The 23089-nt window shown below is 32.5% G+C and carries 41 protein-coding genes; all 41 read left to right on the top strand.

The window, feature by feature from the left end; genetic code table 11:
• The first annotated feature begins 85 nt into the window (after positions 1–85).
• The 41 genes from KS419_RS22190 (at position 86) to KS419_RS21990 (ending at position 23058) form a co-directional block, all read left to right on the top strand.
• Positions 86–319 carry a hypothetical protein gene (locus tag KS419_RS22190; protein WP_217069044.1) on the top strand — a complete coding sequence of 78 codons (234 nt, stop codon included), beginning with the start codon at positions 86–88 and terminating at the stop codon, positions 317–319.
• Positions 316–945: a hypothetical protein gene (locus tag KS419_RS22185; RefSeq protein WP_217069042.1), complete on the top strand. Its 630-nt coding sequence runs from the start codon at positions 316–318 to the stop codon at positions 943–945. Before KS419_RS22190 ends, KS419_RS22185 begins: the two co-directional genes overlap by 4 nt.
• A 112-nt stretch (positions 946–1057) precedes the next feature.
• On the top strand, positions 1058–1387 hold the full coding sequence (locus tag KS419_RS22180) for a hypothetical protein (protein ID WP_217069040.1): 330 nt from the start codon (positions 1058–1060) through the stop codon (positions 1385–1387).
• Positions 1387–1737: a hypothetical protein gene (locus KS419_RS22175; protein ID WP_217069038.1), complete on the top strand. Its 351-nt coding sequence runs from the start codon at positions 1387–1389 to the stop codon at positions 1735–1737. Before KS419_RS22180 ends, KS419_RS22175 begins: the two co-directional genes overlap by 1 nt.
• Positions 1738–1946: 209 nt before the next feature.
• Positions 1947–2204, top strand: coding sequence for a hypothetical protein (locus tag KS419_RS22170; RefSeq protein ID WP_217069036.1), 258 nt, complete (start codon positions 1947–1949; stop codon positions 2202–2204).
• A 112-nt stretch (positions 2205–2316) separates the two neighbouring features.
• Positions 2317–3378: a hypothetical protein gene (locus KS419_RS22165; protein ID WP_217069034.1), complete on the top strand. Its 1062-nt coding sequence runs from the start codon at positions 2317–2319 to the stop codon at positions 3376–3378.
• Positions 3379–3768: 390 nt separating this feature from the next.
• On the top strand, positions 3769–5034 hold the full coding sequence (locus KS419_RS22160; RefSeq protein ID WP_217069032.1) for a hypothetical protein: 1266 nt from the start codon (positions 3769–3771) through the stop codon (positions 5032–5034).
• A gap of 226 nt (positions 5035–5260) precedes the next feature.
• Positions 5261–5476 carry a helix-turn-helix domain-containing protein gene (locus KS419_RS22155; protein WP_217069031.1) on the top strand — a complete coding sequence of 72 codons (216 nt, stop codon included), beginning with the start codon at positions 5261–5263 and terminating at the stop codon, positions 5474–5476.
• Between the two features lie 476 nt (positions 5477–5952).
• Positions 5953–6255 (top strand): hypothetical protein, encoded by a 303-nt coding sequence (locus KS419_RS22150; RefSeq protein ID WP_217069029.1) that lies wholly within the window; start codon positions 5953–5955, stop codon positions 6253–6255.
• Positions 6255–6890: a hypothetical protein gene (locus KS419_RS22145; RefSeq protein WP_217069027.1), complete on the top strand. Its 636-nt coding sequence runs from the start codon at positions 6255–6257 to the stop codon at positions 6888–6890. Before KS419_RS22150 ends, KS419_RS22145 begins: the two co-directional genes overlap by 1 nt.
• Before the next feature lie 156 nt (positions 6891–7046).
• Complete coding sequence (locus KS419_RS22140; RefSeq protein ID WP_217069026.1) at positions 7047–7301, top strand: hypothetical protein; 255 nt, start codon at positions 7047–7049, stop codon at positions 7299–7301.
• A gap of 92 nt (positions 7302–7393) precedes the next feature.
• Positions 7394–7564, top strand: a complete 171-nt coding sequence (locus tag KS419_RS22135; RefSeq protein WP_217069025.1) for a hypothetical protein — start codon at positions 7394–7396, stop codon at positions 7562–7564.
• A gap of 4 nt (positions 7565–7568) precedes the next feature.
• Complete coding sequence (locus KS419_RS22130; protein WP_217069023.1) at positions 7569–7784, top strand: hypothetical protein; 216 nt, start codon at positions 7569–7571, stop codon at positions 7782–7784.
• A gap of 61 nt (positions 7785–7845) precedes the next feature.
• The gene (locus KS419_RS22125; protein ID WP_217069021.1) at positions 7846–8586 is read left to right on the top strand and encodes a type II toxin-antitoxin system PemK/MazF family toxin; all 741 of its coding nucleotides are present in this window, start codon (positions 7846–7848) and stop codon (positions 8584–8586) included.
• A gap of 624 nt (positions 8587–9210) precedes the next feature.
• On the top strand, positions 9211–9429 hold the full coding sequence (locus tag KS419_RS22120) for a hypothetical protein (protein WP_217069019.1): 219 nt from the start codon (positions 9211–9213) through the stop codon (positions 9427–9429).
• A gap of 134 nt (positions 9430–9563) precedes the next feature.
• Positions 9564–9785, top strand: a complete 222-nt coding sequence (locus tag KS419_RS22115) for a hypothetical protein (RefSeq protein WP_217069017.1) — start codon at positions 9564–9566, stop codon at positions 9783–9785.
• Complete coding sequence (locus KS419_RS22110; RefSeq protein ID WP_217069015.1) at positions 9785–9949, top strand: hypothetical protein; 165 nt, start codon at positions 9785–9787, stop codon at positions 9947–9949. The genes KS419_RS22115 and KS419_RS22110 overlap by 1 nt, the downstream gene beginning before the upstream one ends.
• Before the next feature lie 26 nt (positions 9950–9975).
• Positions 9976–10137 carry a hypothetical protein gene (locus tag KS419_RS22105; RefSeq protein ID WP_217069014.1) on the top strand — a complete coding sequence of 54 codons (162 nt, stop codon included), beginning with the start codon at positions 9976–9978 and terminating at the stop codon, positions 10135–10137.
• A gap of 2 nt (positions 10138–10139) precedes the next feature.
• Complete coding sequence (locus KS419_RS22100) at positions 10140–10307, top strand: hypothetical protein (RefSeq protein WP_217069012.1); 168 nt, start codon at positions 10140–10142, stop codon at positions 10305–10307.
• A 5-nt stretch (positions 10308–10312) separates the two neighbouring features.
• A complete protein-coding gene (locus KS419_RS22095; RefSeq protein ID WP_217069010.1) occupies positions 10313–10483 on the top strand; it encodes a hypothetical protein in 171 nt (56 codons plus the stop codon).
• A complete protein-coding gene (locus tag KS419_RS22090; RefSeq protein WP_217069008.1) occupies positions 10476–10697 on the top strand; it encodes a hypothetical protein in 222 nt (73 codons plus the stop codon). The genes KS419_RS22095 and KS419_RS22090 overlap by 8 nt, the downstream gene beginning before the upstream one ends.
• A gap of 59 nt (positions 10698–10756) precedes the next feature.
• On the top strand, positions 10757–11149 hold the full coding sequence (locus KS419_RS22085) for a hypothetical protein (RefSeq protein WP_217069006.1): 393 nt from the start codon (positions 10757–10759) through the stop codon (positions 11147–11149).
• A 101-nt stretch (positions 11150–11250) separates the two neighbouring features.
• Positions 11251–11667 carry a hypothetical protein gene (locus KS419_RS22080; protein ID WP_217069004.1) on the top strand — a complete coding sequence of 139 codons (417 nt, stop codon included), beginning with the start codon at positions 11251–11253 and terminating at the stop codon, positions 11665–11667.
• Between the two features lie 50 nt (positions 11668–11717).
• A complete protein-coding gene (locus KS419_RS22075) occupies positions 11718–12227 on the top strand; it encodes a hypothetical protein (protein ID WP_217069002.1) in 510 nt (169 codons plus the stop codon).
• A 59-nt stretch (positions 12228–12286) separates the two neighbouring features.
• Positions 12287–12694, top strand: coding sequence for a phBC6A51 family helix-turn-helix protein (locus KS419_RS22070; protein ID WP_217069000.1), 408 nt, complete (start codon positions 12287–12289; stop codon positions 12692–12694).
• A gap of 179 nt (positions 12695–12873) precedes the next feature.
• Entirely contained in the window at positions 12874–13455 is a 582-nt protein-coding gene (locus KS419_RS22065) for a tyrosine-type recombinase/integrase (protein WP_217068999.1), read from the top strand.
• Between the two features lie 192 nt (positions 13456–13647).
• Positions 13648–15273, top strand: a complete 1626-nt coding sequence (gene terL / locus KS419_RS22060) for a phage terminase large subunit (RefSeq protein ID WP_217068997.1) — start codon at positions 13648–13650, stop codon at positions 15271–15273.
• A 13-nt stretch (positions 15274–15286) separates the two neighbouring features.
• Positions 15287–16636, top strand: a complete 1350-nt coding sequence (locus tag KS419_RS22055) for a phage portal protein (protein ID WP_217068995.1) — start codon at positions 15287–15289, stop codon at positions 16634–16636.
• A 2-nt stretch (positions 16637–16638) separates the two neighbouring features.
• Complete coding sequence (locus KS419_RS22050; RefSeq protein ID WP_217068993.1) at positions 16639–17556, top strand: phage minor capsid protein; 918 nt, start codon at positions 16639–16641, stop codon at positions 17554–17556.
• Between the two features lie 72 nt (positions 17557–17628).
• Positions 17629–18213 (top strand): hypothetical protein, encoded by a 585-nt coding sequence (locus KS419_RS22045; protein ID WP_217068991.1) that lies wholly within the window; start codon positions 17629–17631, stop codon positions 18211–18213.
• A 32-nt stretch (positions 18214–18245) separates the two neighbouring features.
• Positions 18246–19220, top strand: coding sequence for a major capsid protein (locus KS419_RS22040; protein ID WP_217068989.1), 975 nt, complete (start codon positions 18246–18248; stop codon positions 19218–19220).
• 2 nt (positions 19221–19222) lie between these two features.
• Positions 19223–19510 (top strand): Rho termination factor N-terminal domain-containing protein, encoded by a 288-nt coding sequence (locus KS419_RS22035; protein ID WP_217068988.1) that lies wholly within the window; start codon positions 19223–19225, stop codon positions 19508–19510.
• 5 nt (positions 19511–19515) lie between these two features.
• Positions 19516–19842, top strand: coding sequence for a hypothetical protein (locus KS419_RS22030; RefSeq protein ID WP_217068987.1), 327 nt, complete (start codon positions 19516–19518; stop codon positions 19840–19842).
• Positions 19839–20195 carry a hypothetical protein gene (locus tag KS419_RS22025; RefSeq protein WP_217068986.1) on the top strand — a complete coding sequence of 119 codons (357 nt, stop codon included), beginning with the start codon at positions 19839–19841 and terminating at the stop codon, positions 20193–20195. Before KS419_RS22030 ends, KS419_RS22025 begins: the two co-directional genes overlap by 4 nt.
• Positions 20192–20488 carry a hypothetical protein gene (locus KS419_RS22020; RefSeq protein ID WP_217068984.1) on the top strand — a complete coding sequence of 99 codons (297 nt, stop codon included), beginning with the start codon at positions 20192–20194 and terminating at the stop codon, positions 20486–20488. Before KS419_RS22025 ends, KS419_RS22020 begins: the two co-directional genes overlap by 4 nt.
• On the top strand, positions 20488–20886 hold the full coding sequence (locus KS419_RS22015; protein WP_217068982.1) for a hypothetical protein: 399 nt from the start codon (positions 20488–20490) through the stop codon (positions 20884–20886). Before KS419_RS22020 ends, KS419_RS22015 begins: the two co-directional genes overlap by 1 nt.
• Positions 20886–21386, top strand: a complete 501-nt coding sequence (locus tag KS419_RS22010) for a hypothetical protein (protein WP_217068981.1) — start codon at positions 20886–20888, stop codon at positions 21384–21386. Before KS419_RS22015 ends, KS419_RS22010 begins: the two co-directional genes overlap by 1 nt.
• Positions 21386–21763, top strand: a complete 378-nt coding sequence (locus KS419_RS22005) for a minor capsid protein (RefSeq protein WP_217068979.1) — start codon at positions 21386–21388, stop codon at positions 21761–21763. Before KS419_RS22010 ends, KS419_RS22005 begins: the two co-directional genes overlap by 1 nt.
• 22 nt (positions 21764–21785) lie before the next feature.
• Positions 21786–22289, top strand: coding sequence for a hypothetical protein (locus tag KS419_RS22000; protein WP_217068977.1), 504 nt, complete (start codon positions 21786–21788; stop codon positions 22287–22289).
• Positions 22290–22312: 23 nt separating this feature from the next.
• Positions 22313–22687: a hypothetical protein gene (locus KS419_RS21995; RefSeq protein WP_217068975.1), complete on the top strand. Its 375-nt coding sequence runs from the start codon at positions 22313–22315 to the stop codon at positions 22685–22687.
• 53 nt (positions 22688–22740) lie between these two features.
• Positions 22741–23058, top strand: coding sequence for a hypothetical protein (locus KS419_RS21990; protein WP_217068973.1), 318 nt, complete (start codon positions 22741–22743; stop codon positions 23056–23058).
• Positions 23059–23089 lie beyond the last annotated feature (31 nt).

Raw genomic sequence — 23089 nt, 5'->3', positions numbered from 1 at the left:
CATACAAAATCGTGAGAGCTTATTACTATATAGGCTGAGAGGAAAATAAAAGGAAGATAAACTAAATTAAATGGGAGGCGAATAAATGACTGAAGCAGTATCAGAAGAATACAAGGCGCTATTTAAGGAATTTAAACATGTTGTTGATTGCTATAAGGATGCATACGAACTGATGCAAACCATGCATAAACACTGCGAGCACTACAAACAACTTTACTTTATCACACAAGATTTTATTGACGAGCAACAGTTGGGAGTGGAGTTTGACAACTATTTAGAAAATTACGAAGAAGAAAAAGGGGAGGATTTAATAAAATGAACACAGTAGAAACTAAAGCAATTGCGTATATAACGATGGATGATGCTACGGTATATATCCTTGATACATATAGCAGTGGTCAAATTAAATTTAAGGAAGTGTGTGACCTTATCGAAAGTGCAATTTATATCGGTAGACAGTTTATTACAATCGGTGGAACTAGAATTGATGTAAATAAAGTATGGAGTGTTCGTTGCCCTGAGACTGATACTACTTATTTGATTAATGAAGACAACGATCCAAAAATTGAGCCAATCTCAAAAGAATCAATTGAAAAAATGGAATATCGTGAACTGTCTGAAACAATTAACACTCTTATGGATTGGAGTTGTAACCATATAGACGAAGATGATGAAGAAGAGGGAACTATTCATGAATTGCTTGATACAGCTATTGATGAGTTGAAACAAAAATATTGCGATGAGGTATATGAAAAGGAACGGCTTGATCACATTCTCTTTTCATTCCTAAGCGCAAACGGATTATTTAAATTGTTCGAGAAGCATATAGAAGAACTAAAGCAGGAGCAGAATGATCCAGAGGACAAATTTCATGTAGCGGAGGAATTGTATGGTGATTTAAACGAGTTTATGCGTGAACGACCTGAATATAAAGAAAGAGTATAGTCTGGTAATCATTGAAAGGGGTGATTCAAATGGTGTAGTTAAGTAGTTGTCTGCTGGTAAAGTCTTGTGAATGAAAATAATTTATAAAATACATGAGGAGGAAATTTATATTATGACTATTGATAAAAATGAAAAAGAGAAATTGTTTGACGAACCACGTACATGGACTGATGAGGAAAAGGTAGGTTTTGCGGAAGTGTTATTAATGTTTATTGCCTCAAATGATCTTTCATATGATTTGTATAAACATCTAGCAGACATCAGAACTAGTGAAGATACTTTACCTTACCTTGAGCATACAGGAAAGTTTGAAAAGCTTTTACATAAAGAATTGATTGAGTTAGGGGAATTAGAATTTTATGAGCAGCAATACCAAAAGAAAAAAGAGGAATATATGATTTATAAACTAGCTAATGCTCAACAAGAAGGAGTGGTGCAGTAATGGAAAAAATAATAAATTTTGACGACTATGCTAGTAAGAAAGTAATGGAAGAATTTAACGCTATTCAATCCCTATGTAGAAGTTTAGTTGAAGTGAACTTAGAGGGTGTTACATCATATATTTGTGAATCGGAGATTAGGGATCAATTCAATGACAGGGTAGTACAGGTGTCAAATGCACTCTTATCATTGTATCTTGAAAACTATAAAAAAGAAGAGATTCTTGGATTGTTATCCAATGGTCAAATTGAATATTTACGTAGCAGTATAGAAGAGTGGATAAGAACTGAGGAAACTATTGCGGATTATTTTGAAGGTTTACCTGTTTACATAGGATCGGAAGAAGAATAAACATAAAAAGAAAGTGCGAGCTTCCAAAGTCGCACTTTCCTACCATTTTCAGTTCACAACTTTGTCACAAATGGAAATATGAAAAAAGTGTACAATAAAACTATGTGTAGAGGAAATTTGCATAATAATAACATTATCTCATATCACTAAATACATCATAATTGATAAGTTTATAGCTTGTCAACATAATTTTTAAAGGAGGTGAAAGGATGCATAATAATCAAGTTACCAAATTATGGACTAAGTCGAATCACGAAAGAAGAAAAGCAATACAAGAGTTAGAGGATATGATGCAAATAGTAGATGACTTCCTAGAATTATACGGTTATAGAGAAGACTTTCATGATTTTCTGAAAATGATTTTAAATAAATCCATCCAGGCGGAACATTACCCGTACAAATATGGTAATTTACGTAAGATCCACTTTAGGATGAAAAAAGATAACATTGATTCTGAGGTTACATAGGAGCCGTATTTCAGCATTTAAAGTGTCGGGAGTATAAAACCATTAGGAAGGGTAGCAATACCCTCAAATACAGTCTGTATTATGGTAAAACGATTCTAGAAGGGAAGGGATAATGATAGATATTAAGACTCTTAAAAAAGGGCAATACTTCAAGAATTATAAAGAACTATGCTTAGAATTGGATATTGAAATTAAAAAGAATACAAACAGTAAGAACGCTCAACTTAAGGAATTATCGAGGTACTGTAGATACCATACTGAAGGTCATAAATTTATTATTGATGAAGTTTATAATAATCCAAAGCCGAAAGAAGACAACAGAGGAAAACAGGGTGTTTTTACTCATCTAATGCAAACTCTAATCATGGATTATTTGGTTGAGCAGAATAAGCAAACTGTATATGTTACAAGAAACCATTTGTTACACCACATAAGAATGATGAATAAAAATTATACATATTGCTCTGAGAATGTACCTCAATTGTCCAAGATGAAAAAGATTGAAGAAAAGATTATCTATGATTTTTTTAATACTACAAACAGTAACTTTAAATCTGCTTTCATGTCCGTGTTAGCAAATTTAAGAAACCGGTCATTGATAATGTATGAAAAAGTTACTTCCATATGCCAAAAGGATAATATACATAGACCAGCTACTGAAGATGAAAAGGAAAGTATTCAAAGGTGTGAAAAAGAGGTATTGAATGAACTTGGTTATAAGGAAATGTCTCATGTGAGAATTAGTTCTAAATGGAACGAATTTAAAAAAAGGATGTCACAGCTTCTTCTGTTTAATTATGACATTCGATTTTATTACATATCATATAAAATTACAGTTAACAGGGATTACATAAGTGATGAATATGAAGATACTTTAAATTTAACTCTTAGTGAATTAAAAAGAGAAGGGTTAAAAAATGAGTTAAATAGAATTGTCATGGAAAGATTAATTGCAAATTCTAAGCTGAGGAAAAAACGAGCTTCTAATCCAACTCAAAGCACAAAAATGGATAAGTACCGGCTTCAATTCAGTTATGAAGATGATAATGAAAAATTAGTTAATTTACTAATTGATTATACTGCTGATGATATTACCGATGAAATCAATAGGATTGCAGCCGAAGATATGAAATTTAAAATTGAAGAAGAAGAATTTGAATCATTATTTTCTTAAAAAACGCTCATTCTTACTACCTAATAAATAATAATTCTACTAGGTAGTAAAAATGGTCAATTTTATATAAGTGAATGGTCGATTGCGCTGTGAGGGGTGAATGGGCGTTAGCCCAGAGGGGTGGTGCAGCGCAGGTATTCGGTTTTGTGTAGCGTAGCGGAACAAATACCGAATAGATGGTGGGTAGCACCCCTAATCTTTTGAACTTGTCTTTAAGGAGGTGATTAAATTGTAAATAAATAGATTAATAGAGTTGTCCAGTTACAATAGTCAATTAGTTTTAAAAATATAAGCGCACGTAACGGTAGCGCACAAAAGAGGAGAGATTGTTAATGAACAATCAACATGGAAAAGTAGAATCCAATAAAATTAATCAAAGGAGTGGAGTTTTTGAGCAAATCAAATACGCATACAGGAGAAAATACAAAGTTTAAGGATATATTAATTCGTGTTGTTGAAGGTGATGAAACAGCTTTAGAGGATCTCATAAAGCAGAAGCAAAATTGGAAGACACATGAAAATAAAATAGGTAGAAAGAATACATATTTAGATGTAAGGACAGTATACACAGTTCCAACGCTAAACCACTTTTATAAATACTGTATTGAGAACTTTGCTAAGTTGGGTAAAGATGAAGTTAAAACTATATTTCAAGAAGCATTAATGGAGTTTGTAAATGTTGAAATATTACAGAAAAATCCAACTAAACCTAAAGAATTAGGAAATTATACGTTAGTTAAATGGGCTAAAAAGTACATACATGGATTTATCCAAACTGAACAAGATAGGGTACTAGGTAAAGTTGTTCTTGCCAAAAATACGGGTGAAATAGTCTCCAGAGAAATTGAAATAGTATCAGAACGTGGTAGTTCATCTGATTACGATAATGACGAGGATAACTTATCTGATTCAAGTAGTTACTATAATCAAAAATCCTTTGAGCAATGGGATCAAAAGAACTTATTCATGAGTTTTGCAGATTTCATTAAGGATATGGAAATGGAAGCATACATAAATAAAATTTTAACAAAGCAGCAACTAGCCGTATATCAAAAGTTGATACGTAAATATGAGTTAGATAATCAAAAAACATACGGTAACACTCACATAGCAAAAGAATTAAATATAGATGAATCACGTGTACGGGCCATTGAGGAAACGATTGGTGATAAGTTGTATAAGTTATATAAGTTGTGGTTCAATACGAAGAAAAAGAAAAATGTTCCACTGTCTCATGAAATAAGGGATTTCCTCACTATGTTTAATAACGTGATTGATAACATAGAGGATGTAAATGCTCAATTTGAATTACTTATAGGTTGGTTTAAAACTCAGTTTGACAAAGAGAAACAAGTTAACGTGAATTATTTACATAAAAATAGAGTGGAGCATGAACCGAGTATCATTGACTTGATTATGGAAGGTGATTCACAATTTAAAGAGGTATTGCTTCAGATGGATAAGCAATTACATAAAAGTACTTACATGACACTTTGCAAGATAATGAATGGTGAGATTGTACATAGAAAATTAAGAACAGAAACAAAAAATACAATCATCACCAAATGCTTAAGTATTTTCTATACATATTTGAATAATTTAGATAAAGATTTACGGAAAGTAGCCAGTTACATAAAGACATACGAAAAACAATAGAAAATGTAGTCCTAAAATCTTACATATTATAGTGTAAGGTACATCTGATCAGATTGTATCTTTCCTTTATCGGAAGGTGGGAGAAGAAATTCTTCTAGAATTCGTGAATTTTTATTGTGCTTGCCAGCATAATTTTAACCGGTGACTTATGTTACTGGTTACTTTTTTTTTGAAAATTATTGAACTTATTTCAATTATAATTTCAACCTAAAAGGGAGGGAGAGTGATGGATCATAATCAAATTGATACACTAAACCAACTAAAACGTATGAAAAGTATTACTAATATAGAGCTTTCTAAACAGTTAGGAATTAGTCCAGGATTACTATCTATGTGGTTTAACCACAAAGCAAATATGAGTGATACTAAAGCTCAGAAAGTTAAAGAATACATTGAAAGTAAACAAGTTTATCACTGGGTAAAAGTACCCGTTGATTTATAGATTTAGACGGTAGCCGTGGCACATATATTATGTGAATCGTTGGGTATCATGTCCGTCTTTAAATAAAACGTGGTGCAAGAAGCTGTTGGACTTTTGAAGTGAGTTCAATTACGTTTCGTAACATATTGTCAATAGCCATAATAAAGGTGTCCTCCTTTATTAGCATGTGAGGTAAGGGGATAGGATTTTATTCTTATCCCTTTGTTTTATGTGTTTTAAATAGGTTAATATCGCCTGACGGGGCGTTATTTTAAATACTTACTGTAGTTATCCCAAACTACACTCCTTCTTGAGAGTAGGCCTTACCAGCTTACTCTTTTTTTTACTGTTAGTATCGTTCTGCTTTTAGTAGAGCGTTATTAAATAAATGCAACCTCTTCTCAGGTTGCGACTCCTTTTATTCCACTGAAAATGTGGACGGTCATATCACGTGGCTGTCCCATTTTCAAAAAAATTATTAGAAGGGTAGTGTTTTAATGTCCAAAGAGGTTGTTGTTATTGAAAAAGGTGAATTAGAAAAAATGCTTCAACATTATACTAGGCAAATTGAAGTTGATTTGTTCCGTGGTCTTCTGAGATACATGAATCGTACAGATGATGGTTTAAAGTTATTAATCGAAGAAGTTGATTATATAAAGACTTCATTAAAAAGTTCTAAGTCTGATTTATTATCACAAAAAGAAAGTAAAAAGTTAGTTGAATATATAGGTGATATAACACCAGAAGAAAGGAAGCAACTAGAACAACAAATTAGCGATATTGTCAAAGGGGATGAGTAATGAAACAGTTAATCAAAGTCAGTCCTATCTCTGAGGATTTAGTTAGAGATCCAGACTTGTACATATATCAGTATCGTGCAGATAATAATTCTTTGTTATGGGATAAAATTGTAACAAATTATTACGATGCTTATGGACTAGAAGACTACATAATGTTTGAGCGTGAAAATGAACCACTTTATATGATGGAACAGTTTAATATTGAAGATGATGAAGAGGTATATGTGTTTAAACATGCTGAACCTATGTTGGATCAATATGAATATGACATTGCAGCATATAGAGTTAAAAATGATTTATCAGAAGTCGAAGCAATTGATTATGTTCTCACTTGTCAGGCAGAGAAAAGAATCAAAGAAAGTTGTCACGATATGTTTTTTAGGGAAACGCTTCAAGAATTAATATTTAAAGAAGATGAGGAAATTTTGAAAACAGAAATAATGAAACAACGTGTAAATGAGACGTTTGATAAAAAAGAACATCAAGAAATGTGTATGGATTACTTATCTGATAAGAATGTTTCATTGACAGATGAATTTAAAATAGCAGTGGAAAAGAGAACGATAAAACGTCAATTAGGTAAAGGCCATTTTATTGAGAAGGTGGATTATCATGAAGATAAAGTTATGTTGTAGGTGCTTGGTTGTCACCAGTGATAATCTCTGTAAATGTGGAAGTAATGAATTTAGAGAGTTAATTGTGAATGTACATAAAAGTGAATTTAAACCAGTAGAGAGAATTGAAGCACAGTAATTAGGTGCTTATTTTTAATGTAAAAAGGTGGAATGTAAATGGAAGTTGGAAAAACATATGAGTTTAAGCATCGTAAATCACCAAGTGATCCAATAATTACTGAACAAGGAAAAGTTCTTTCAGTTGGAATTACTGGTGATGGAATGAGATACGTTGAAACTGATATAAAGGACAATATACCGGTCAGAAGTAGATACATAAACTTAGATATATTGTTTAGTGGAGCAGAGTACCAGGAATTGAAAAACAATTATTACATACCAAGAAATAAGAAATTTATAGTGATTGACTAGTTAAGCACATTGGTGCTTATTTTTTGTGTTTCCAGGCGGTTAGATGAGGTTCAATTCCTCATGAACACACCAAAATAAAAGGAGTGAAATAGATGGGCGATTACAGTAAAGAGGAACTAAGGGAAATGGTACAAGATTTGATTGAAGAAGGCTGTTTTGACGGCTTAGATATAGATATAGAGAATGAAGAACCAGAAGTGCTATTAAGGTGTTTGTGGGATGATTTAATTAATACTACTGCAAATCTAAGAAATAATCGGTGATTAAATGGGCTGGACGGAAGCTGAGAAAAAGTTTTATTCAAGTTGGAAAGGTTATGAGTTCGACAATGATCCATGGAAATATAGAGAACATAAACGTCCAAAAGAACTAAAAACTGTTGATCAGATTCGTGATGAGTTAATTGCAGCAGGAAAAATTAAGCCTAAAAAGAAGCGGAAAAAGAAAATTAAAAAAATGATAAATAGTGACATAATTCTTTAAATTACCTTTTAATCTACTAAATTGTTATGTATAATTTTGGTAGATTGGAGGTGAGAGGATATTGAGCGTTAATATAAGTAAGGTTGTCGCATTATTGAAAAACAGAACATTATCTACCATTAATTCTGGTTCAAACGACGATATGAAAAATCAAGTTAATGAATCTGTCAAAATGACTAAGAGATGGTATCTACGTAAAAACATCTACCAAACCAGTAAACTTATACTTTGGCAAGGTGTATTAAGAGATTTCGGTACATTTGGATTAAAACCAAATAGCGTAAGAAAATTTTCAAAAAAAGATAAACCAAATGAGACGTTTGATTTCCATCAATCATTTGGCAGAGGTAAATTACTAAGTGTTGATTTTGGAGCAAGTAACATTGACAGAGAACTAGCATTAACTCACACTGGGATAGTTATTGCGGATTATACGGGTATGGTTGTAGTAATTCCCATAACTTCTCAGGATAGCTTAGAAATCGATACTATGTCAGAGGATATTAAATCATCATTGATACCCGTATCTTGTAAAGAATTCAATCAATTTAAAAATGATTCATATGTTTTGGTTCATCAAATGAGAGTTATTTCTAAAAATAGAATAACAAGACAAGGAGTAGTGGGATCTATTGCCAACACAAAACTTATGGATCAGATTGAAGATTATTTACTAAAAACACATACACCATATATGAGTAAAATGCTAAATGAGCAAATACAATCGTTAACGAAACAGAATGAAAAACTTATTGAAGAATTATTAAATTTAAAGAAATTGCAGGAAACAATTGACAAGTAATTCATTTTATATTATTCTTTAATTAAGAAATTTACGTATGCTGCCTTTAGGGCGTGACCTACTTATAGTAGGATTGCAACATTACATCATATTCTCATTTACATGAGAAAATCCCCTAGACTTGAAAATATCTAGGGGTACCACATAATTTATTCAAGACCTCACATCAAACTGTGGGGTCTTTTTCGTTGTTTGAAAGTTCATCTACTTTGATCTATAATTACGAAACAACTTATATTAGGGGTGGACATAATGCCAGTCAAAACAGTAACAAGAAAAGATGGGTGTACTATTACGAGTTATGAATATAGTGACGAAGAATGGCTGGATATGTAACAAAGGAATATCTTTCCATTATGTCGAATTAAAGGGCATGATGGGAGGTGATTAAAATCAGTGAGAATCAAAAGTTTGAAATAGAATTCTTATTCGCTGAGCATGATATTAGATCATATACTGGTTTTGCAAAAAGTAAAGAAAAAATGCAATCTCATTTAATGAGTAATGACTGGTTTATCTCTAATGAAGGATTTGTCATTAATATGAAACTTGTTAGAAGGTTTTATATAATAAAGAGTTTATAGTCACACTGTGGTGTGGCTTTTTCTTTTGGAGGTGAAACACATGGAAAAGGACGAAATATTAATTGAGTATGCAAAGGTTAACGACATACCACTCGATGAAGTTTTTAAACATCGCAAAATATTTGAAAATACATATGCTTATGCTATATTTACTCTTGGTTTGCAGATAAGAGAATTAGTGGAAGTTATAAAAAAGGAAATTGGTTTTTATCGGTTTAAAGGATGGATAGAGGAAAAATTAAAATGGGTGACAAAATAAAGGACACTTTCTGTTATGGGAGTGTTTTTTATTTTGTTAAAAATTTGAGGAGGTAGTAAGAATGGATTTTATGTTAATTATAATTTTCGTTATCTCTATACAGATAAATTTAATGATGTTGGGAACTTATCTTATTGAAAAATGGTTTGCTAGAAATGGTTAATTACCAAGCACGATACATGTCCTATTGCAAAGCGAAAGGAATTGAACCAGGAGCCCATTTCAAGTCATGGGACTATATTGTATGGGTGCAGGATAAATCGGAACAATTCAAGCGTGAGAACGGTATTAATAGTTTAAATAGTGATGAGTTACATAGAAAGTTTACCAGTTGGTTATTAAAGGAGGTAAGTTGATGAATACATTACATGATGAACTTTTAGAAGCTGACAACAAAATAAAGACATTATTAGAACATAAAGCAAAAGAAATGCTTGAAATAATAGAACATTTTGAGGAACGACAAATTAAACAAAAACAGAATGTTGACAGCTATAGAAAATTTATAAAGAATCTTTAGTTCTTAATTTACAGGAGGTTAAATAGATGATAATTGCAATTTTAATACTATTGATATTTTTTGCTTTAGGATTCGGTTCTGGAATTATCAGTAATAAAGCAGAGAATGAGAATCATAAAACACAATATGCAATAGGATACGCAGCAAGTGTATTTGCTATTTGTTTTACCTTATGGTTAGGTGTTTAATCATGCAGCGTAAAGAAATTTTAGACTACATAGCATTAATCGTGAGTAGAAGTCAGTTTACCGTTGAGGATGTTCTTAAATGGGAAGCTGATTTTTTTATGGAGGTTTGTAGGTTGATAGATAACTGTATTTTAGATATTGAAAGACAATACATTAAGAATCAGGAGTGAATTAAATGTATGAGCGTATTAAACAGCGTCCACTGTTAAGAAAGAGTAAATATACTGGGGCAGAAGCATTTGCACTATTTGCTAAAGCAGCATTTGAGGATGATGATAGTGAGCTAAATAAAGCGTTAAGGGAACGAATGGCAGAAGTGGAAAAGGAGAAGTATGGTAATGAGTAAACCCTGGGGGAAAGAGATTGATCATCAACACATAGTAAAAATGTGGGGAGAAGAAAGAAAAACTGTAATTGTAAAACACGGTGAATATTATGGGCCTTATACATACAAAGCTGATAACTTCTTTAATGGTCAATTTGGATGTGTTATAAGTAAGGATATAGAAGAAGTAAAAAGTATTGTTGGAGATGTGGAAGTAATTAATTTGGGAAAATAAAGGATATTTGTTAACCCTTGCCGAATGTTGTAAGTAAATAATTTGGTGGAGGGTGATGAATGATGAGTTATAAAGATGAATTTATTCAAGCTGTTAAAACAAAATTTTCAGATGAAACTAGAAAAAACATTAATAGGGAAACTGTAGCTAAACAGATTAGAATGTACTTTAGAGATTTACAAAGTAAATTAAAAAGTGAAATAATTTATTCATCTTTTGATATGAATATGACAGAAGAAGGATATCTTTTGGATGTTGAGATCACTGTTGGTAATCAGATATTATCCATAAAAGAAGATAAAGATGGATTTACTGTAACTGACAGTCGGCTTAAGATTGATTTTATTTATTATAAAACCTTTAGAATGTTTAGCGAAGTTCATAAAACGGAGTTTACAACTGAATTATTGGATTTATATCTAAAGGAAATTTTTGAGGACAAATTGAATTAGCATCCATAAAGGGTACTTTTTATTTTCGTCTGGAAATTTAGAGGTATTTGTTTCTATATGCCGAATATTGATTAAGTAAATATTTGGTGGAGGTGATTGATATGTTTTTTTCATTGGATGAACTGCAAAATAATTTTAACGGTAATGATCTAAGGAGTTTTAATGCAGCAAGAGCTTTTCCATGTCTTTTGAAAATTAAGGAGAAAAAGACAATTGCTCATTTATATCCTAAAAATCTTGTAAATAATGATGTATCATCATTTATTGTCTTTACTGACGATATGATCTATGAAATTAAAGAAGTAAATAAGTCGGTTAGTGTTGATACTTATTTAATAGGAGATTTAATTAATTTTAAGATTAATGAAGTTGGTAATGGTGAAACAATTGCACATTTGAATTTTAGCGATGAAAGAGGAATTAATTTAATTAGTGATCGTGATTCTAATTCGTATTACCAATTCGATTATTCCGAAAAAATTAAAGAAATATTCCATTGGTTATTAACTAATAGTTAAGCATCCATTTAGGGTGCTTTTTTGTTTGGAAAAATTAGGAGGTTATGAAAATGAGTAAAATTAAAATTGAAAATATTGAGCAAGTATATAGTGTTATTGGTGCTAAAGAGGAATATTTAAGAGCGGTGAATATTAGTTATTCTATTCAAAAGGGATTTCATAAGGTACACGGTGAATTGAGAGTGGATGCTGAGAAGTATTTAAATAAAACTCATGATCAACTATTGGAATTGATTGAAGAGGATATAAGAAATATTTTTACATATGAGCCAGTAAAAACAGATTTTGAAGGTATTAGAGCAGCGAAGGATAAGTTAAGAAAGATGAGTGGTGAGAGTGGGGAAAGTGAGTCACAAGATTTAGGAATGCTTATAGGATTGAAACTAGTAGGGTTGTTGTCAGCCGATGAAGAATCATATGATAAGCGTTATAAAGATTTAGTGGAATTAATGAGTGAAAAGTATGAAGTAGATGCAGATTTAGTGAATGTGATGTTAAAGCCTGTAATTGATTATGCAGCTATAAAGTATAAAATTAATATTACTAAAAATAGTAAATAACATGGACAAAAATAAACAATATCAAAATTTCTTGATATATGAAAGCGAGGTGTCGAGAAATGTCGGATAAGTTGAATAATAAGCAAATAGAAGTTATTGATATGATTGTTAACACCGATAAAAGCATTACTGAAATATGTGAATTGTCTACTGTTCCAAGGTCAACTTATTATAAGTGGAAAAAGGAAAACAAAGTATTTAATGAAGCGTTAGAAGAGGCTTTAAATCATAAAGAAAAGATATTAAAGCAGAACATTAAAAGTAATGCTATTCGTTACATTAAATGGCTTGAGGATATTGGTAAAGACAATGAAAATGCTAATGCCAGGGTAAACTCCATTAAGGAATTATTGAGCCTTGGAGGGCTTAAAGAAGCAGAAAAACTGGAAATTAAGAACGATGATAGCGATACTAAGAATGTATTATTAGAGAAGATCAAGAAAAAGAAGCAGCTAGAAAGCGAATAAAAGAAAGTTTTTATCGTGTCTTTTTTATTTGCTTTTATTGAATGTATCTTTTTAAATAAAAACATACATTCAAAACATTGAAAACAGTGGATTTGTTATAAAATTCATGATATACTCTATTTAATTAAAAAAACATACATTCAAAACGTTTATTTTATTGACGTTGGAAGGAGTATATCATGAATAAGAATCCTAATCACATTAAGGATGTTCAGCCAATTAGAGACAAACAGCAGTTAGAGGATATGAAATGGGCATTAAAAAGACATTGTTCAGAGCGTGATTACATCTTATTTATCTTAGGTTGTGAAACTGGTTTACGTGTAGGTGATCTATTGAAACTAAAGAGGAATCAAATACTTAACCTTAAAACGAAGCGTGAGAAGATATTGAGGGCAAAAGAAGGTAAAACAAAGAAGATTAGAGATATTTATATAGGAAAATGTTTTAATGAGGTATTTGAATATGCTTATACATTAGAAAGTCAATGGTTATTCCCTAGTAGAAAAGGTGATAAGGCTATTTCACCTACTCAAGCGTATAGACAGTTGAATAAAGCAGCAGACTTTGCAGGAGTTGATAACGTTGGGAATCATACACTAAGAAAAACATTTGGGTACTGGTTCTACAAGGCCACAAAGGATATTGCAATGTTACAAGAGATACTTAACCACAGCACACCAGATATTACACTAAGGTATATAGGTATCACCAAAGAAGAAACAAACAATACATTAAAAACATTTAGCGTATTTGACTAGGATGATCACTAAAGATGTGATTATCTTTTTTCTTTGTCTGATAATAGAATATATGTTCGTGTTACATAAAACGACATAATTCGACACCCCCCACCCTTTATTTCGTCCTGCCGATTTTGGGGGTCTAAGTCGCTTAAAAATACTCACTATGTCTCAGTAATTCGGAAGTTTTAGAAAAAGGTAGGTGAAAAAATGAAGCAATTAAACGATGAACAAATAGACTTACTTTACAATTATCTATCTCGTCACTTTTCTGATGATGAAATAGAGGAATTAGTCACTAATTATCCCCTTACTGGTACAAATGGTTTACGTAAAATGTTAGGGGAAATAGATATTGAATACTTTTGTAAAGCATATATCCATGATCAATTTAAACTAGACTTTGGGGACTATGCACAAGAAATATTATCCACTCTAAAAAATGGAATAGAATCTAATGCAAAAGAAAACTTAGCTGTAGTTGCACCACGTTCACACGGTAAAAGTACCATCTCTTCATTAGCAATTCCAGCATGGGCAGCCGTGTATCAACGTAAAAGTTACATCTTATTCATATCTGCTAATGGAGATATTTCTGCAAACTTTTTAACGAAAATTCAACGTATGTTAGAATCACCGGAAGTTATTGAAGACTTTGGTATACAACGTGATAAAAAAAGAACATGGAATGCAGATGGATTGGAAACGATACACGGTGTATGGGTTGCTTGTTCCGGTTGGCAAAGTGGATTAAGAGGTTTAAATAAAAACACACGTCCAGATTTAATCATATTAGATGACTTAGAAGATAAGAAAGTAATGGAATCTGAATCATTACAGAAAAAACTAGAAGGTGCTTTTCGTGATGAAATATCTCGACTAGGTTTCTATAAAACGGATATGTTTTACATTGGTACATTATTATCACAGAATTCACTTTTGGCACGTGTCATGAATGAACCATCATGGAAAACACTCTTTTATCAATGTGTGAAAAGTTTCCCTAAAAATGAACATTTATGGGACGAATGGCGTTCCATTTATCGTAACTTAGAAAATCCCAATAGGATGGACGATGCTTATTCATTCTACTGTGAGAATAAAGAAGCCATGTTAGACGGTGTAGAAGTCTTATGGGAAGGTAGATTCCCAGAGAATGAGGTTAAATACAAAGGTGCTTATTATAACATCATGTTAGAACGTGAAAAGTCAGGGGAAGCAGCCTTTTGGAAAGAGGATCAGAATCAACCTACATCAAGTGAAAATTATATTCTGAAATCCTTACAAACTTTTGAAACGTTACCTCGATTAGATGAAATGGAGGTTGTGTTAGGTGTCGATCCATCTATGGGTAAAACAAGTAAAGCAGACTATTCTGCTCTATGTGTATTGGCCAAACATAAGCAAACGACACGTAAATATGTGATAGATGGGCAGTTACATAAAGTTCCACCAAATGAACTAATTAAAATGATTATTGATTTATGTAAAAAGTATCCTTCCATTACTACAATTGGCTTTGAGTCAGTGCTATTCCAAGAATATATAGCGGATGATTTGAGGCAAAAGTTAAAAGAAGAGGAAATGTACCACGTATTAGTTAAAAATGTGAAGCCACGTACCAACAAACATGCTCGTATCATGAATTTAGAGCCATTTGTCACGCGTGGGGAAATATTATTTAATCGTGATTGTGTCTCTTTTAATAAACAAGTTGAAGATTATCATTATGGAGCCAAAAATGATGATGCACCAGACGTGCTTCAATTATCTTATGAATTAGTGGAAGGTATCAAGAAACCTAAGAAGATATACAATAAACCAGTTGGCTGGTAAAGGAGGTGAATGAATGGATTTAAGTCATGTTAAATTTGGGACAGATAGACATATTACATACAAAGATTATGAGAATATGTTTAGTAATAATGAGGATGCGTGGTTAAAACTAAGAAAATTGAATAATATCGGTACTCATCCACTTCTTGCAATTGCTTTGCCTCGTGAAGTGGCTATTCTGTATTCAGATATGGCTTTTAGTACTCCTATTAATGCTTTTGCTAAGGATAATGAGGAAGCAGATAAGGCTTTAGATGACATTATTGAAAACAATAGTTTAGATATGATGTTGTCAGAAGCTTCTCTAAGCACAGCCTATAAAGGTGGTGTCGTATTCAAGAATTATCTTGATGAGGGAGTTTCTAAAATATCCTATGTTGAGCCAGATTTCTATTTTCCTAAGTTTTCCAAGTTTGATAAACGTAAAATCGAATTAGAAACCCTCGCTTTTCCATTCGTGGAGAATAAAAGGGAATACGTGTTTACTGAAACGTATGAAAAGAGGAATGGTGAATATTGGGTAACTACAGCTACTTATCTATTCAAAAGTAATAAAATTGAAAAGTTAGTAGGTGAAAGCACATCCATTAATACGAAATTAACAGAATCACCATTAACCTATGTTCCTTTAATTCGTAACGGTTCAAACTTTTGGGGAGATTCCATGTATAAAGCATTAACACCTTTATTTGATTCTTTAAACCATCGTGTAACTCAAATTGCAGATATATTAGATAGGCATTCAGATCCTAATATGTATGCTGATCCTTCTTTCTTTGAAGATGATGGGAATTTTGAAAGTGGTGGGAAGGCATATCCTGTTGATCATGGAAAAGGTGAAAAGCCTCCAGGTTATATCACTTGGGAATGGAGTGCTGATGCCAATTTTAAGTTTATTGAAGATATTATTTTTAAGGCTTTAAGTTATGTATCACCACTTGCACCAGCTTTATATGGTTTAGATAATACTTCTCAGGCTTCAGGTAGAGCGTTATTACTAAAGTCATGGCGTACTCAATGTATGGTGACACGTTCCCATACATATTGGAGAGAAGCATTAAAGAAGATATTGTATAAAGCTCAACAATTACAGGTGATTGCTGGAAATGGAAAATATACTCCGGCCATTCCAAATGTGGAATTAAAGTTAAATATTCCTACTGATTTTTATGAAATGGCACAATCAGAGCAATTAAAGGTGACAAGTAAAACAAGTTCTATAAAATCTTCTATTTCTCGTTTGAATCCTCACTACACCAGTAAACAAGTAGAAGAGGAATTCTTAGAAATCATTAATGAACAGAATGAAATTAACAATCTAACGTTTATGACAGATCCTACTCAACCTACAGGTGGTACTTAATAATGAGCATTGATAAGTTGGATAGGGAATCAAACAAACTAGTTAATGATTACAAGATATCCTATATCTCTATACTGGAATTGTTAGAAGAGCAAATAGACAGGGGATTAAGTGAACGTCAAGCACGTTCTATTCTTAGAGAAATACAGTTGGAATTGAAACATTTGGATGAAGAGGCTTATAAATGGTCGTATGATGTATTACCAGAGTATTATTTATTGTCTTTACATAACATTGATACAGACTTTGCATATTTAAACGGTGTGAATGTTATTAGAGGGGAGCAAATAGTACTTCATAAACATGCTATTGCTAATGCAAGTAGGAATACATATACTGACTTAGCCAAAAATACTGCCTTTATGAATGAGGAAGCAAAAAGAATCATTCGTTCCAATGCAAGTGAACTATTAACCATGCAGACTATAACAGGTCAAGACTACAAGAAAACAAAAAAGCAATTAAAAGATGCTTTAGTTTCTCAAGGTGTTACCTCGTTTGTGGATGCAGGTGGGAAGCATTGGAAAATAGAAGATTATTCATCCATGTTAGTTCGTTCTAAGTCTCGTACCTTACATAATCGTGGGACAATGAATAGATTAGAAGAATATCAAGATAAGTACCCAAGTAATGAAAACTTTGGGCTTATTCGTATTTCTTCACATAATAGTACATGTTGGTGTGGTGCATATGAAAATACGGTTTGGAGCATTAAGGGAAATCATCCTATGTATCCTTCAATCAAAAGTTTACCTAACCAGCCGTATGAAAATTTACATCCAAATTGTAGACATGTATTCCTTTCCTATATGCCAGAATTAGCACGTATGAGGGGAGATGAAGGAATTATTATTAGTACGAAATATCAGAATCGTACAATTAAAGATTTAAATAAAGAATTGTATCATCAACGTCATTAGTTGGTGTATTTTTTATGTTTTAAAAAATCTCGTCACATAAGACGTAAAAATGGGAAATGGAGTGATATTTTTATGTTTATTTTTAACAAACAAATTCGTTTTTTCAATGCTGAAGGTGGTAGCGGTGGAGCTTCTAATAACCAAAATAATGAACCTAATAATACAAATTCAAATAATCAAAGTGGGAATTCAAACTCGTCTGAGGGGACGAAAAACACCGAGAATATGATTCCTTACGAAAGATTTAAAGAAGTGAATGATAATTATAAGGCTATGAAAAAAGAGTTAGATGATTTCAAAGCAGCACAACAAAAAGCTGAAGATGAAGCAAAGAAAAAACAGGGTGAGTTTGAGTCTTTGTACAATGACTTGAAATCTAAGCATGACCCATTAGAGCAAGATTACAAACAGTACAAAGAAACCTTTGAAGAAATTTTAAAGGCAAAGAAAGAAGCTATTCCAAAGGAGTTTAAAGATTTAGTACCTTCCGGTAGTGAATTAGAACAACTTAAATGGATAGAAAATGCAATTTCAAAAGGATTATTCAAAAAAGAAAATCCTCAGTCATTTGGTAATCAAGGTAATAATCCAGATGGTAGCAATACCACTCAGACAAGTTTTGCCGATGCGTTGGCGAAAGCATTTAAAACAAAATAAAAACTATAAAACGAAAAGGGAGTTGTTAAATTATGGCAGTAACATTAGAACAAGCAAAATTAAACACACAGGACGATATTCAAAAAGGGGTAATTGATGAGTTTCGTAAGAGTTCTTACATCTTAGATAACATTCAATTCGATGATGCGGTAACACCAGGAACTAGCGGAGGTACACTAACTTATGGTTATACACGTGTATTAGCTGAATCCGGTGCAGATTTCCGTAAAATCAATCAAGAGTACGCTAACAGCGAAGCAACTAAAAAGCGCTTTGTGACTGAATTAAAGCCTCTAGGTGGAAGCTTCAATATTGATCGTATCGTTGCTAATACTGGTGGTCTTGTAGATGAATTCCAATTCCAATTAGCACAAAAAGTAAAGGCAGCACGTGCTTTATTCCATGATACAGTTATCAATGGTTCCGTTGCAGAGAATGAAGATTCTTTCGATGGTTTAGACGTGGCTGTTACTGGTTCCTCTACTGAATATCACACAGATGGAATTATTGACTTATCTACTAGTTCAGCAATTGACTCCAATTACAAGGTGTTCTTAGATGAGTTTGAGAACTGGTTAGCTGAATTGGATGAAAAGCCGTCAGTAATTGCTGGTAACTCTAAGCTAATCGCTCGTATTAAGCAAGTAGCACGTAGATCAAGTTACTTAACTCAATCTGAGGATGCTTTTGGTCGTAAGGTATCTGCTTATGACGGTATTCCTCTAGTTGACTTAGGAGCAAAAGCAGGATCTAACAATCCGGTAGTAAAAATTGAAACTCGTACTGTTGGTGATTCTGTAACAGGATTAACTGATATTTATGCTGTTCGTTTTGGTATGGATGCATTCCATGGTGTATCTCTTGCTAATCAAGACTTAGTCACATACTTCCTTCCTGATTTCAGTACTCCAGGTGCCGTTAAAACTGGTGAAGTTGAAATGGTTACTTCTGTTGTTCTTAAAAAGCAAAAATCTGCTGGTGTATTCAGAAACGTTAAGGTTCAATAATAATGACAAAAGTCTATTCTCCAAACAAGAATTTTAATGGAGTGGTAGCAAATGTCACTTTTGTTGAGGGAGTAGGGGAAACTAATTCCCCTTACTCTCTTGATTACTTTAAACGAAAAGGATATACCATTAAGAACAATGAAAAGAAGGATGAAGAAAACAAAGGTCAATCTAATGACTTAGATAACATGGACTTGAAAGAATTAAAAGCATTAGCAAAGGAACAAGGTGTCAAAGGTTATTCGAATATGGGTAAGCAAAAGCTTATTTCTAAATTGGAAGCAAGGTGATAACTATGCCAATTTCAAAGCCTTTGAAAATAATAATCAATGAAACTATTTCAGCTAATTCGACAGAAACTGTTGAATATGAAGTACCTATTGATCAACGATGGGAATGGAAAATTTGTACATTGAACATTGTTTGTTATCAAAGTAGTCCTCTTATCATAGAAGAGGTTACGATTGATGGAAATGAAATCGGTACTAACGGTTATATTGATTTTAGAAACTTCTATGGTGAATCTCTAAGTTTAATTGATAGGTTAAAGGTGCAATTGACTAATGATTCAGATTCAGACAAAGAAGTAACAATCGAAATGTTTGGAGTTGATAACAGATGATTAGTTTAAATCAAGCTGATGAGTATTTCCTTAATCATCTCCAGTGCGAAAAGTGGTCAACTTTCAATGAGCAAGTAAAAGAAAATGCTTTACATACAGCAGAAAATTTAATCAAAGGTCACTTTACTTTGCGTGAAAATGCAGAGGGAACTACAGCTTATTTTCATGCTGTTTGTGAACAAGCTTTGCACTTACTAACATTCTCTAAAGAACGTTTTCAACTTCAAAATGAAGGTATACATGATTACCGTATAGATGATATACACATCCAGATGAATAATGCTATATTTTCTCCTATTGTGATTGGATTTTTAAAGCCTATTATCAAAAAGAATATAGGTAAGATAGTATGATTAATGACTTCTTAAACCAAGAGTGTTTAATCATCCCTTTTACAAAAGATTCCTATGGTAAACCTCAAAAGGGTGAGCCTATTCCCACCCCATGTAGGATAAAAGAAGAATTTAAAATGGTGAAAAATCAAGCAGCAGAGGAAGTTGTATCTAAATTACAATTTTGGTTTTCTCCTGAAACAGAAATCAATTTTGACTGTTTAATTGGTTATAAAGGTGAACATCAAATTATTTCGATACAACCTAAATATCATTTGGACGGTACACCTAACAGATTGGTGGTGTATTGCTAATGGCTACTTACAACATGAGTTTTGATGATTTGGCTAAGATGCTTAATTCAGCACCAGATAAATTGGAAGCAAAACTTATTGAGGGAATGACAGAAAATGCAGAGGATTTACTTTCCGTATCTCAACAATTAGCGCCACTTGAAGAAGGTGGACTGATGGAGAGTGGAAGTATTGAACAGCCTCAAAAAGTAGGAAATGAGATCCAAGCAAAAGTTGGCTACTCCAAAGAATACGCTTTAAGAAGACATGAAGACATTTATCAACTTGGGCCGGTATCTGCAAAGAAACCTAAAGTAGATGGTATGCACGTGGGAAGGAAGTTCCTTGAAAAGCCTTCTAAAAAATACGGTGAAATGTATTCGGAGCGGTTAATGGAAAAGTCAAAGGAGGTATTCTAATGGACAAGATACGTTTACCTATAGGGTTGTGTCAGGTTACTTATGACGGTGTTTCCCTATCTCCGTTGGCTGAGAAGGTTGTATTTGAAGCTATTCCTAAATATCAAGAATTAAAAGGCGGGCAAATGCAAACCTTTTATTTGTTTGAGGATTATAAAGTAATGTTAACTATGTCCATTTCTAATGAGACATACGAAACCATGAAACTATCTAATCCAGGTTTACAAGATCATGAGCATGGACTGTATGATAATCCTGCAAAGATAGAAAGGGATGGTAAACAAATTACAATCCATCCTTATGATGCTGGTGAGAGTAAAGAATATGATATTACAATTTTTTCAGCTATTCCCGATCCTAATATACCATTCAAAAAGACATATGATAAAAGACAAGACAAGGTGAGATTAAGATTTATTGGTCAGCCTAGTAAATCTTTTGATGACAATAAACTTAAATCTTATTATTTTATTGGTGATTACGAAAAGGTTGTGGAGTAATGTTGTTAGATCAAATTGCAAAGTATATCGATGATAACATTCCTTCATTAACGGAAGGGAATAACTTATGGAAAAATCATTATCCAGATGCACCAGATACGATTGTATCAGTTATACATAGTGGAGGTTATCCACCTTCTCAATATTCACCTACGAGGGAATTAACCTTTGAAATAAAGATTAGATCAATGGACTATAACGATGGTGTTGAGTATGGGAATCAAATAATGGATATATTCCACGACAAAGAGAATTACCGTTTAGGTAATTTTTTTATTTTGGGTAGTAATGCCTATAGTGAGTTGTCTTATCTTTATCAAGATGATAATAGACGAGATCAATTTTCATTAGAATTAGCGTTTTTAATCAAAAAATAAAACAAATTGGAGCGTGATATACATGAGTGAAGATATTAAGTTACAGTATGGTAAGTGTGATGTATATGTTGATGGTGAAAAGGCAGTAGATTTGATTGGAGAGGCTTGTACTTTTACAGCTACACCTCAATATGAAGATATTGATTTGTATGAAATCCCTAACTATGACAAAAGTCTCGAAGGTTGGGAAGTAACCTTTTCACTTGTTCTTGAAGACTATGCAAAGGAAAAATTAGAACTTGGTATGCCAATGTTATCAAATCAGCTTGGTGCATTAGTGGATGGGAGATTGGGACAACGTGCACGTGATAAAGCAGTAGAACTTCGTATTCGTCCACGTGGAGCAGATATCACTGATACTCAAGATGATTTAGTGATTTACAAGGCATTTCCTGTTAGTCCTTTTGAAAAGACATATGGAAAAGAAAAGTCAACTTGGACAATTGAGTTTGAAGCATTATCTAAAACTGCCGACCCTTCACAAGCTGGAAATTATTTTTCAATTGGTGAAGAGTTACAACTTTAAATTATAAAGGAGGAATTACATATATGAAAGATGTTAAAAAAGTAACGGTAGCAGGTCAAAAAGTAGAAATTAGAAAATTCACCATGCGTAAATTTGCTGAGTTAATGTTAGCATTAGAGCATTTACCAGGTAAGTTAAAAGGTCAATTTACGAAAGAAGAATTAGAATCATTTTCTAATGAACAATTACTTACTAAATTTCCTTTGTTATTTGCTACAGCACAAGATGATGTTTTTGAATTAGTATCAGTTGCTTCAGGAGTTGACAAAGAACTATTAAACAATGCAGATCCAGTTGAATTTATGGGTGTGATTGAAACTATCTTAGAATTAAACAATGTGAAAGCGATTGTGGATAAGGTAAAAAACCTAATAACGGTTCTACGGAACAAAAAATAAACGTAGAACCACATACCAGTTTAAGTAAATCCCTTTATGAAAGGGTACAGGAAATGATCTTATCAGTAGTACATACTTATGCTTCTAACTATGGTTGGACAAGGGATTATATACTTGATAATACATTTTTAGATGAAAGTTTTATACTTCAAGAAATGATTGAAAAGGAGAAAAACCAAAATTACTTGATGATGGCTAATATTCAAATGGTTCCTCACATGAAAGAGAAATCACGTGAGCAATTCTTAGAAAACTTAATGGATAGTACAAATCATCATAGTAGAAAGTACGTTCATCCAGAACAAAAAACTGATTTTGAGGGAATTAAACGTGCAAAACAACAATTGAAAGCAATGAGTGGAGGTGTCTAAATAGACATCTCCATTTTTTTGTACATAGAAA

It is taken from the genome of Evansella tamaricis, from assembly GCF_019042215.1.
GTDB classification, from domain to species: Bacteria; Bacillota; Bacilli; order Bacillales; family Salisediminibacteriaceae; genus Evansella; species Evansella tamaricis.
Note: the sequence above shows the minus strand (reverse complement) of the source record. Positions and strands in the feature narration are given on the sequence as shown.

Bases quoted from the DNA above. Each gene is read 5' to 3' on its own strand.
- KS419_RS22130 (WP_217069023.1), top strand. From the start codon at position 7,569: ATGGGCTGGACGGAAGCTGAGAAAAAGTTTTATTCAAGTTGGAAAGGT.
- KS419_RS22090 (WP_217069008.1), top strand. From the start codon at position 10,476: ATGAGTAAACCCTGGGGGAAAGAGATTGATCATCAACACATAGTAAAA.
- KS419_RS22145 (WP_217069027.1), top strand. From the start codon at position 6,255: ATGAAACAGTTAATCAAAGTCAGTCCTATCTCTGAGGATTTAGTTAGA.
- KS419_RS22055 (WP_217068995.1), top strand. From the start codon at position 15,287: ATGGATTTAAGTCATGTTAAATTTGGGACAGATAGACATATTACATAC.
- KS419_RS22175 (WP_217069038.1), top strand. From the start codon at position 1,387: ATGGAAAAAATAATAAATTTTGACGACTATGCTAGTAAGAAAGTAATG.
- KS419_RS22190 (WP_217069044.1), top strand. From the start codon at position 86: ATGACTGAAGCAGTATCAGAAGAATACAAGGCGCTATTTAAGGAATTT.
- KS419_RS22020 (WP_217068984.1), top strand. From the start codon at position 20,192: ATGATTAATGACTTCTTAAACCAAGAGTGTTTAATCATCCCTTTTACA.
- KS419_RS22000 (WP_217068977.1), top strand. From the start codon at position 21,786: ATGAGTGAAGATATTAAGTTACAGTATGGTAAGTGTGATGTATATGTT.
- KS419_RS22185 (WP_217069042.1), top strand. From the start codon at position 316: ATGAACACAGTAGAAACTAAAGCAATTGCGTATATAACGATGGATGAT.
- KS419_RS21995 (WP_217068975.1), top strand. From the start codon at position 22,313: ATGAAAGATGTTAAAAAAGTAACGGTAGCAGGTCAAAAAGTAGAAATT.
- KS419_RS22075 (WP_217069002.1), top strand. From the start codon at position 11,718: ATGAGTAAAATTAAAATTGAAAATATTGAGCAAGTATATAGTGTTATT.
- KS419_RS22095 (WP_217069010.1), top strand. From the start codon at position 10,313: ATGTATGAGCGTATTAAACAGCGTCCACTGTTAAGAAAGAGTAAATAT.
- KS419_RS22085 (WP_217069006.1), top strand. From the start codon at position 10,757: ATGATGAGTTATAAAGATGAATTTATTCAAGCTGTTAAAACAAAATTT.
- KS419_RS22100 (WP_217069012.1), top strand. From the start codon at position 10,140: ATGCAGCGTAAAGAAATTTTAGACTACATAGCATTAATCGTGAGTAGA.
- KS419_RS21990 (WP_217068973.1), top strand. From the start codon at position 22,741: ATGATCTTATCAGTAGTACATACTTATGCTTCTAACTATGGTTGGACA.
- KS419_RS22170 (WP_217069036.1), top strand. From the start codon at position 1,947: ATGCATAATAATCAAGTTACCAAATTATGGACTAAGTCGAATCACGAA.
- KS419_RS22135 (WP_217069025.1), top strand. From the start codon at position 7,394: ATGGGCGATTACAGTAAAGAGGAACTAAGGGAAATGGTACAAGATTTG.
- KS419_RS22035 (WP_217068988.1), top strand. From the start codon at position 19,223: ATGACAAAAGTCTATTCTCCAAACAAGAATTTTAATGGAGTGGTAGCA.
- KS419_RS22045 (WP_217068991.1), top strand. From the start codon at position 17,629: ATGTTTATTTTTAACAAACAAATTCGTTTTTTCAATGCTGAAGGTGGT.
- KS419_RS22040 (WP_217068989.1), top strand. From the start codon at position 18,246: ATGGCAGTAACATTAGAACAAGCAAAATTAAACACACAGGACGATATT.
- KS419_RS22005 (WP_217068979.1), top strand. From the start codon at position 21,386: ATGTTGTTAGATCAAATTGCAAAGTATATCGATGATAACATTCCTTCA.
- KS419_RS22050 (WP_217068993.1), top strand. From the start codon at position 16,639: ATGAGCATTGATAAGTTGGATAGGGAATCAAACAAACTAGTTAATGAT.
- KS419_RS22155 (WP_217069031.1), top strand. From the start codon at position 5,261: ATGGATCATAATCAAATTGATACACTAAACCAACTAAAACGTATGAAA.
- KS419_RS22120 (WP_217069019.1), top strand. From the start codon at position 9,211: ATGGAAAAGGACGAAATATTAATTGAGTATGCAAAGGTTAACGACATA.
- KS419_RS22030 (WP_217068987.1), top strand. From the start codon at position 19,516: ATGCCAATTTCAAAGCCTTTGAAAATAATAATCAATGAAACTATTTCA.
- KS419_RS22150 (WP_217069029.1), top strand. From the start codon at position 5,953: ATGTCCAAAGAGGTTGTTGTTATTGAAAAAGGTGAATTAGAAAAAATG.
- KS419_RS22165 (WP_217069034.1), top strand. From the start codon at position 2,317: ATGATAGATATTAAGACTCTTAAAAAAGGGCAATACTTCAAGAATTAT.
- KS419_RS22140 (WP_217069026.1), top strand. From the start codon at position 7,047: ATGGAAGTTGGAAAAACATATGAGTTTAAGCATCGTAAATCACCAAGT.
- KS419_RS22025 (WP_217068986.1), top strand. From the start codon at position 19,839: ATGATTAGTTTAAATCAAGCTGATGAGTATTTCCTTAATCATCTCCAG.
- KS419_RS22010 (WP_217068981.1), top strand. From the start codon at position 20,886: ATGGACAAGATACGTTTACCTATAGGGTTGTGTCAGGTTACTTATGAC.
- KS419_RS22180 (WP_217069040.1), top strand. From the start codon at position 1,058: ATGACTATTGATAAAAATGAAAAAGAGAAATTGTTTGACGAACCACGT.
- terL (WP_217068997.1), top strand. From the start codon at position 13,648: ATGAAGCAATTAAACGATGAACAAATAGACTTACTTTACAATTATCTA.
- KS419_RS22065 (WP_217068999.1), top strand. From the start codon at position 12,874: ATGAATAAGAATCCTAATCACATTAAGGATGTTCAGCCAATTAGAGAC.
- KS419_RS22070 (WP_217069000.1), top strand. From the start codon at position 12,287: ATGTCGGATAAGTTGAATAATAAGCAAATAGAAGTTATTGATATGATT.
- KS419_RS22110 (WP_217069015.1), top strand. From the start codon at position 9,785: ATGAATACATTACATGATGAACTTTTAGAAGCTGACAACAAAATAAAG.
- KS419_RS22015 (WP_217068982.1), top strand. From the start codon at position 20,488: ATGGCTACTTACAACATGAGTTTTGATGATTTGGCTAAGATGCTTAAT.
- KS419_RS22105 (WP_217069014.1), top strand. From the start codon at position 9,976: ATGATAATTGCAATTTTAATACTATTGATATTTTTTGCTTTAGGATTC.
- KS419_RS22080 (WP_217069004.1), top strand. From the start codon at position 11,251: ATGTTTTTTTCATTGGATGAACTGCAAAATAATTTTAACGGTAATGAT.